10 protein-coding genes are annotated in these 7915 nt (G+C 76.6%); 3 read left to right on the forward strand and 7 right to left on the reverse strand.

Annotated features, from left to right (window positions below; genetic code table 11):
• Positions 1-266: 266 nt before the first annotated feature.
• On the reverse strand, positions 267-1355 hold the full coding sequence (ssd, locus tag AC0CYZ_RS24175; protein WP_472220058.1) for a septum site-determining protein Ssd: 1089 nt from the start codon (positions 1353-1355) through the stop codon (positions 267-269).
• A 110-nt stretch (positions 1356-1465) separates the two neighbouring features.
• Positions 1466-2206 carry an oxidoreductase gene (locus AC0CYZ_RS24180; protein ID WP_472220060.1) on the reverse strand — a complete coding sequence of 247 codons (741 nt, stop codon included), beginning with the start codon at positions 2204-2206 and terminating at the stop codon, positions 1466-1468.
• A 121-nt stretch (positions 2207-2327) separates the two neighbouring features.
• Between AC0CYZ_RS24180 and arfB the strand changes: the two genes are divergently transcribed.
• The 3 genes from arfB (at position 2328) to AC0CYZ_RS24195 (ending at position 4323) form a co-directional block, all read left to right on the forward strand.
• Positions 2328-2771 carry an alternative ribosome rescue aminoacyl-tRNA hydrolase ArfB gene (gene arfB / locus AC0CYZ_RS24185; RefSeq protein WP_472220062.1) on the forward strand — a complete coding sequence of 148 codons (444 nt, stop codon included), beginning with the start codon at positions 2328-2330 and terminating at the stop codon, positions 2769-2771.
• Positions 2772-2905: 134 nt separating this feature from the next.
• Positions 2906-3388, forward strand: coding sequence for a phage holin family protein (locus AC0CYZ_RS24190; RefSeq protein WP_472220064.1), 483 nt, complete (start codon positions 2906-2908; stop codon positions 3386-3388).
• 62 nt (positions 3389-3450) lie between these two features.
• Positions 3451-4323, forward strand: coding sequence for an alpha/beta fold hydrolase (locus tag AC0CYZ_RS24195; RefSeq protein ID WP_472220066.1), 873 nt, complete (start codon positions 3451-3453; stop codon positions 4321-4323).
• A 25-nt stretch (positions 4324-4348) separates the two neighbouring features.
• On the opposite strand, the gene AC0CYZ_RS24200 is transcribed toward AC0CYZ_RS24195, so the two are convergent.
• The 5 genes from AC0CYZ_RS24200 to AC0CYZ_RS24220 form a co-directional block, all read right to left on the reverse strand.
• Entirely contained in the window at positions 4349-5545 is a 1197-nt protein-coding gene (locus AC0CYZ_RS24200) for a MarP family serine protease (RefSeq protein ID WP_472220068.1), read from the reverse strand.
• Positions 5542-6315 (reverse strand): NUDIX hydrolase, encoded by a 774-nt coding sequence (locus AC0CYZ_RS24205; RefSeq protein ID WP_472220070.1) that lies wholly within the window; start codon positions 6313-6315, stop codon positions 5542-5544. Before AC0CYZ_RS24205 ends, AC0CYZ_RS24200 begins: the two co-directional genes overlap by 4 nt.
• Positions 6312-6956 (reverse strand): TlpA family protein disulfide reductase, encoded by a 645-nt coding sequence (locus AC0CYZ_RS24210; RefSeq protein ID WP_472220072.1) that lies wholly within the window; start codon positions 6954-6956, stop codon positions 6312-6314. Before AC0CYZ_RS24210 ends, AC0CYZ_RS24205 begins: the two co-directional genes overlap by 4 nt.
• Complete coding sequence (nth, locus tag AC0CYZ_RS24215) at positions 6953-7648, reverse strand: endonuclease III (protein WP_472220076.1); 696 nt, start codon at positions 7646-7648, stop codon at positions 6953-6955. The genes AC0CYZ_RS24210 and nth overlap by 4 nt, the downstream gene beginning before the upstream one ends.
• Positions 7649-7671: 23 nt before the next feature.
• Positions 7672-7915, reverse strand: a 244-nt coding sequence (locus tag AC0CYZ_RS24220) for a hypothetical protein (RefSeq protein ID WP_472220074.1), incomplete at its 5' end; no start/stop codon positions are given.

The following is a 7915-nucleotide window of genomic DNA, read 5'->3' on the forward strand; positions in this document are numbered from 1 at the left end:
CCGCCCACCCTCCCGGCCCGCCGAGCCACCCAGCCACCGGATCGCCGAACCTCCCCGACCGCCACGACGCTGCCCGACCACCGCCCCGAACCCCCAGCACGACCACGAGCCCCTGTGGACAACCCGGCCGGCCCTGCCACTGGGGACCGACGGCTCCGCCACCCGGACCAGCGCCCGCCCGCGAGCACGCCGACGACCCGGCCCACCGAGCACGGCGAACCGGGTCGCGGTCGAGCGGCGCGATCGAGCGGCGCGATCGAGCGGCGTCACGCCGCCGCGGGCCGGCCTCCCCGCTGGTGCTCCACCGCGTCCAGCACCGCGGCCGCCGCCCGCGCGAGCGGCCCGCGCCGGACGCCGGGCACCGACCCCCGGTCCAGCGCGGCCGCCAGCCCCGGCTCGGCCTCCACCGAGATCAGCACCTCGAGGCCGAGCGCCTCCGCCACGTCCTCGCCGGTCAGGCCGCCGGGCGACGGCCCGCGCACCACCACCGCCGTCGCCGCGCCCCGCTCGGCGAGCTGGCGCGCCACCCGCGACCCGGCCGCCGTCGCCCGGACCTCGGCCGGCAGCACGAGCACCGCGAGGTCGGAGGCGTCGAGCACCGCGAGCGCCGCCTCGGTGAGGTGGCGCGGCAGGTCGCACACCACCGTGTCGCCCGCCCGCCGGCCCGCCTCGACGACCGCGAGCGCCGCCTCGGGCGCCGGCCCGGGTCCGTGCCGGTCGCACGAGAGCACCGTCAGCGCCGGGGCGCCGTGCTCAGCGGTCGGGAGCGCCTCGTGCAGCGACGACGCCGCGACCCGTCCCCCGCCCAGCGCGAGCCCCGGCCAGCGCAGGCCCTCGACCTGCTCCGCCCCGACGACGAGGTCCAGCCCGCCGCCCAGCGGGTCGCAGTCCACGAGCAGGACCCGGGCCCCGTCGTCGTGGGCCCGCACCGCGACGGCCGCGGCGAGCACCGACGCCCCCGCCCCACCGCGTCCGCCGATCACCGAGACGACCCGACCGTCCCCGGACGCCCCCTCCTCGACCGTGTCCGAGAGCGCCGAGACCAGCCAGTCCTCACCCTCGGGCAGCGACACGACGTGCTCGGCGCCCACCGCCACCGCCCGTTCCCACACGCTGCCCGGCGGCTCGCCCCGGCAGAGCACCACGACGCCGTCGCGCCGCCCGAGCCGCACCCCGGCGACCGTCCGGGCTGCGGCCTCGTCGAGCAGCACCATCGACGCGCCCGGCCACCGTCGTCGCAGGGCGGCCGAGTCCGGCACCCGTTCCAGCTCGCACCCCGCCGCGGCGGCGACCCGGACCACCTCGTCGAGCAGGTCCTCGTCGTCGCACCACACCGTCACCCGTCGTCCGTCCACGTACGGGAGCGTCGCTCGCCGACCCGATCACGGGTGAACACCGCACGACGACCCTGGGGACGGCCGGGACCGGGGGTGCCGCTGGGGACACGGGGGTAGGCCGATCGGCCTCAGCCGACCGCGTCGGCGATCCCCGTCGCCTCCTTCGCACCCGTCCGCCACGCGGTGACGCAGTGCGCGAACCACTGCGCGAGGCCCTCGTGGGTCCCGGTCGCGAACGCCTGCGCGGTGGCGGAGTACTCCGTCGCCGCCCGCAGGTGACCGACCTCGGGGACGACGAGGCCCTTCGGGTCGAGCCCCGTGGAGATCGCCGTGAGCCGGGCGGCTGCGCGGGCCACGACACCGTTGCCCACGAGGAAGGGCGAGAGCGCCAGCAGTTCCCCGTGCACGACGCCGACCAGCACCGGCCCGGGCACCGACGTCCCCCCGACGACGAGACCCGCGAGCGCGTCCAGCCGCGTGGAGACCCAGGCGCCGGGGCGGGGCCGTCCGAGGTCGGACTCGGGCAGCCGGTCGGTGGCGGCGAGCACGTGCAGCTTCGCGAGTGCCTGCAGCGGGGCGCGTCGCCAGGTCGGCAGCAGCCCGCCGAGCGCCTCGGCGACGCGCAGTGCGCCGGCCAGCGTCGGGTCGGTGACCGGACCGTCCTCGGGGAGGTCCGCACTCCCGCCGTCGAGCGCGGCGGAGGCGCGGGCGGCGCGCATACCGGCCTCCGCGGCGGTCGTCGGCCAGCCGCGGCGGTTGGTGCGGTGGGCGTGGACGGCCTCGACGTGGCGGCGGACGGACTCGGCGCCCTCCGCGACCCCGGGCAGGTCGAGCAGCGGCGCGAGCGGGTCGGTGGTCGCGGCGGTCATGGCTCCCATGGTTCCAGGCGCCGGCGCGGGCCGATGAACGACGGAGAACCGACGTCGGTGTCCGCGAAGAGACCGTGCTGACGGAGGCCGGCCTGCTCGACGGATCGGGGACACTGGAGGCGTGGACGGCGACGACGACGCGACCGGGGACCTGCGGGTCTCCGACGAGGTCGTGCTGCCCGCCACCGCGCTGACCTGGCGGTTCTCCCGCTCCTCGGGCCCCGGCGGGCAGGGCGTGAACACCGCCGACTCGCGGGTCGAGCTCGTCGTCGACCTCGCCGAGGCGCCCGGGATCCCCGACGACGCCCGCGCCCGCCTGCTCGCCCGCGTGCCCCGCCTCGTCGGGGGCCGCGTGGTGACGGTCACGGCCTCGGAGCACCGCTCGCAGCGTCGCAACCGCGAGGCCGCGCGGCGGCGGCTCGCCGCGCTCCTGCGCGACGCCCTCGCGCCGGACCCGCCCGCCCGCCAGGCCCGCCGTCCCAGCCGGGGCGCGAAGCTGCGCCGACTGGAGGCCAAGCGCCGTCAGGGCCAGCGCAAGGCACTGCGACGGTCGCCGGGCGAGTGACGGCTGCCCGGTCGGATGACTGAGGCCGCGGTTGATCGGGAAGTCACGGCTCGACCACCCGTGTCCCGGCCCGGCCCCGCCGCTGCCGTGGCACGATGTCCCCCCTCTCGACCCGACCCCCGCCAGGAGGGCCCGTGACCTCGCCGTCGTCCGCCGGAGGACCCCACCCGCCGGTGGTCCCCTCGATCCCGCTCAACGCCGAACCGGCGCGCACCAACGGCGAGGCGTCCGTCGGGACGCTGGTCAAGGAGGTGACCACGCACGTCTCCACGCTGGTGCGCGCGGAGGTCGAACTGGCCAAGCAGGAGGTCGCCGCCGAGGTCAAGAAGGGGGTGCAGGGCAGCATCTTCTTCGTGCTGGCCGCGGTCATCGCGCTGTTCAGCCTCTTCTACTTCTTCTTCGCCGTCGCCGAGGCCTTCAACCTCATCTGGCCGAGCCAGCAGTGGGCCGGCTACGCGGTGACCTTCGGGATCATGCTGGTCATCGCCGGGATCGCCGGCTTCCTCGGGTACCTCAAGGTCCGCAAGATCCGGGCGCCGGAGCGGACGATCGAGACGGCCCGCGAGTCGGTCGAGGCACTGCGCCGCGGCCGCTCCGACGCGCCGCCGTCGGCCTGAGCGAGCCCTCCCTCGCCGACGGCGACCCGGCGACGCTGCCGGGTCCCTGGCGGCACCGCGCGGTGTCGGCCAACGGCATCCGGCTGCACGTCGCCGAGTGCGGGCCGGAGCCGGCGCCCGGCGGTCCCGATCCGGTGCTGCTGCTGCACGGGTTCCCGGAGTTCTGGTGGTCCTGGCGCCACCAGCTCACGGCGCTCGGGGCGGCGGGGCACCACGTCCTCGCCCCCGACCTGCGCGGCTACTGCGGATCCGACCGGCCGCCCCGCGGCTACGACCTGTGGACCCTGGCCGGTGACGTGGCCGGCCTCGTCCGGGCCCTCGGCGCCCGGCGCGTGACGATCGTCGGGGCCGGCTGGGGCGGCGCGGTCGCCTGGGCCGTGGCCGCCCTGCACCCCCGCGCGGTGTCCCGCCTCGTCGTCGTCTCGACCCCCCACCCGCTGGCCCTGCGCTGCGCGGTGCGCCGCCGCCCCTGGCGCCACGCGGCCGCGCTGCGCGACGTCGCGTTCTTCCAGCTGCCCCGCCTCCCCGAGCAAGCCCTGCGGCGCGACGGAGGCTCCGGGGCGCGGGAATTCCTCGCCGCCGGCTCCGGGCCGGACTGGCCCGCGGCGCCGGAGTTCGAGCGGGTCGCCGCGCAGCACGCGGCGGCGCTCCTCACGCCGCGCACCTCGCACTGCGCGCTGGAGTACTTCCGGTGGGCGGTGCGCTCCCAGGGGCGTCCCGACGGGCACCGCTTCGCGCGCGCGATCGACCGCCGCGTCGAGGTCCCGGTCCTGACGCTGCACGGCGACGCCGACCCGTGGGTGCCCGAGGACGTGGCGCGGGCGTCGGCCCGCTGGGCGCCGGACCACGAGTTCCTGACGGTGCCCGGTGCCGGTCACTTCCCGCACCAGGAGGTCCCGCGGCACGTCTCCGAGGTGCTCCTGCGTCGCTTGTGAGCCGTGTCGTCGCGCCAGGAGGCACCTAGGCTGCGCAGCTCCCGGTCGACACCCGCCCGGTGGCCCCCGGCGCCGCGTCCAGCGCCGCGCGCACCTGGTCGGCGGTGAGCACGAAGCCGGTGTCGCCCTGGTCGACGGCCGCGCCGAACACCACGCCGATGACCTGGCCCTGCGGGTTCACCAGCGGCCCGCCGGAGTTCCCGGAGCGCACCGTGCCGCGGATCGTGTAGACGTCGCGGGTCACGGTCGAGGACTCGTAGATGTCCGGGCCGCGCAGCTGGATCCGCTGCCGCACCTTGGCCGGGCTCGAGGAGAACGGGCCGTCGAGGGGGTAGCCGAGCGCCACCGCGTTGTCCCCGGTCTTGGCCCCGGAGAAGTTGAACGGCAGCGGCCGCGCCTCCAGCCCCGGCACCGCGAGCACCGCGACGTCCACCTGCTCGTCGTAGTAGACGACCCGCGCCGCCTCGGTCTGCGAGCCGCCGCCGGACTTCGGGACCTCCACCGACACCTCGCTCGTCCCGGCCACGACGTGCGCGTTGGTCATGACCCGCTCGTCCCCGATGACGAACCCGGTGCCCTCCAGGGCCCGCGAGCACGACGGCGCCCGGCCCCGGATCTTCAGGACGCTGGCCCGCGCCCGCTGCACGACCGGGTCCTTGACGAGCTCCGGCGACGGCGCCGGGACCTCGGCCACCGGCGTCGAGGAGAAGGGCGAGAGCACGTCGGGGAAGCCGGAGGCGTCGAACATCGAGCGCAGCTCGTTGGGCAGCGCCCGGACGGGGTCCGGCATCACCGAGTCGACGGTCGAGAGCACGGTGGAGTTCTTCAGCGCCGAGGACAGCGCGACGTTCGACGACGTCGCGAGCGGCAGGGCGATCAGCCACGCCACGACGAGCGCGGTGATCGCCTGCAGGATCGAGCCGAACGTCGAGTCGACGGTGCGCACCGCGTTGAGGCGCATCCGGTCGCGCACCGCCCGCCCGAGGTACACCCCGAGCGTCTCGCCGAGCGCCACGAGCGCGATGACGATGAGCACGCTCACCACGACGCGGCTGGTGTCGCCCTCGAAGAGGCCGACGACCAGCGGAGCGATCTTGAGCCCCAGCAGGGCGCCGCCGATGACGCCCAGGAAGGACAGCGCGGCGACCGCGAGCCCGTGCCGCCAGCCGGAGATGGCCGCGGCGATCGCGAGCAGCACGACGACGATGTCGACCCAGCTCATCGGATCGCGTCTCCCTCGCGGCGGCGGGCCGCCTCGTTGTGGTGGCGTTGGTCCGCCTGGCCCTCGCGGCGTTGCGCCGCCTGGTCGTCACCCCGGCGGGCCCACGCCTCACCGAGGTCGCGGACGTCCCCGGTGTCCCAGGGAATGGTCCACCCTGCGAGGTCCAGGACCCAGGACAGGACCAGGGCGGTGAACCCCCACACGAGCAGACCCCGCACGGCGAAGGCCGGTCCGAGGTAGCCGCCGGGCGAGGTGACCATGAACCGGCGGGCCGGGTCGGTGAGCTCGGCGAGCGGGACGCGGACGACGGCGGCCGTCTCGCCCGGGTCGACGACGCGGACCGGTGCGGGGTGCTCCCAGTAGGCGACGACGGGGGTCACGGCGAAGCCGGTGACCGGGATCGTCAGCGCCGGCAGGGTCACCAGCGGCACGATGCCCGCCGGGTCCGCGCCGGTCTCCTCCTGGGTCTCGCGCAGGGCCGCGACGACGCGCGCGTCCAGCCCCTCGCCGTCGTCGGGCTCCAGCCCGCCCCCCGGGAACGCGGCCTGGCCGGCGTGCGCGCGCAGCTCGGGCGCGCGTTCGGTGAGCAGCAGGTCGGGCCGGCCGTCGGCGTCCGACTCGCCGAAGAGCAGCAGCACCGCGGCCTCGCGCGCCGCGTCGTCCGACGGGCGCCGCCGCAGCGGGACGTCGTCCGCGGAGGCGCGCCCGCACCCGTCGACCAGCGGCGCGAGCCACGACGGCGCCTCGTCCGGGCGCAGCAGGGTGCTCACCCGGCCGCCTTCGCGACCGCGGCGTCGACGGCGTCGCGCACCTGCGCCGACGTCGTGAACACCTGCGGGGGCAGCGGGACCACCGAACCGTCGGGACGGACGACGACGCTCGCGGGGAGCACCGGCGCGGCACCCAGGCGCCGCGCGATGGTCTGCCCGGGGTCGGACACCGAGGGGTAGTGCGCGCCGAGCTGGTCGAGCAGCGCGAGCGCGTCGGCCGGGTCGTCGGCGACGTCGACCCCGAGCACGGTGGCCGTGCCGCGTTCCTGGCCGTAGGCGGTGAGGGCCGGGATCTCCTGCCGGCACGGGCCGCACCACGAGGCCCAGAGGTTGACCAGCGTGGTCCGTCCGGGCAGGGCGGCGGCGAGGTCGACCCGGCCCGGCGCCCCGAGGCAGTCGAGGGCGAGCCCGGCGAGCGGCGCCCCGGCCGGGGCGGTGCCCGGGGCCGGCGTCGGGCACGGGTCCAGTGCGGCGCGGGTCCGGGCGTCGGCGAGCTCGGCGGGATCGCTGCGCACAGTGGGCGCGGCGCTGGGCACGCTCTGCGGCGTCGCCGCGCTGGGGTCCCGCGGCCAGAGGGCGATGATCCCGACGATCACCAGCACCACCACGAGCAGGGTCGACCCGACCTCCGTGCGCGTCACCGCTCGAGACCGACGAGGGCGAGGAGGTGATCGGCCTCCGGGCCCTTCACGAGCTTCGCGGCCTTGGCGGGGTCGGTCTCGCCGATCCCGGCCGAGGGGCAGTCCTTCGCGAGCGAGCAGGCCCCGCACGCCGGCTTCTTCGCGTGGCAGACGCGGCGGCCGTGGAAGATCACGCGGTGGGACAGCATCGTCCAGTCCTTGCGCTCGATGAGCGTCCCGACCTGCTTCTCGACCTCCACCGGGTCCTCGGAGTCGGTCCACGCCCACCGGCGGGCGAGCCGGCCGAAGTGGGTGTCGACGGTGATGCCGGGGACGCCGAACGCGTTGCCGAGCACGACGTTCGCGGTCTTGCGGCCGACGCCGGGCAGCGTGACGAGGTCCGCGAGCCGGCCCGGGACCTCACCGCCGAACTTCTCGACGAGCGCCTGGCCCAGCGAGATCACCGAGTTCGTCTTCGCCCGGTAGAAGCCGGTCGGGCGGAGGATCTCCTCCATCTCGGTGCGGTCGGCGCCGGCGTAGGCGGCCGCGTCCGGGTACCGCGCGAACAGCGCCGGGGTCACGCGGTTGACGGTGACGTCGGTGGTCTGGGCGGAGAGCACCGTCGCGACGAGCAGCTCCCACGGCGTCCGGAACCGCAGCGCGATCTGCGCCTCCGGGTACGCCCCGCGCAGCCGCCGCAGCACGATCGACATGCGCCGCCGCTCGCTGTCGGCGCTCACGGCAGCCGCGTCCCGGCGCAGATCCGGTCGAGGGCGCCGCAGTCGGCGCAGACGCGTGGCGAGGGCCGAGGCGCGAACCCCGAGTGGCGCAACCGCTCGACCGCCGCCTCCACCGCCGAACGCAGGACCGGGACGTCGTCGGGCCCGTAGGAGGCCCGTGAGACCATGCCGGGCTGCTCGAGGAACGCGAACGCGACGTCGACCGAGATCGCACCGCCATCGAGCAGCGCGAGCGCGTAC

This window comes from Actinomycetospora sp. (assembly GCF_055612215.1).

Coding starts and splice junctions, on each gene's coding strand:
- AC0CYZ_RS24180 (WP_472220060.1), bottom strand. CDS start 2,206: ATGACCGCCGCGACCACCGACCCGCTCGCGCCGCTGCTCGACCTGCCC.
- AC0CYZ_RS24200 (WP_472220068.1), bottom strand. CDS start 5,545: ATGAGCTGGGTCGACATCGTCGTCGTGCTGCTCGCGATCGCCGCGGCC.
- nth (WP_472220076.1), bottom strand. CDS start 7,648: ATGTCGATCGTGCTGCGGCGGCTGCGCGGGGCGTACCCGGAGGCGCAG.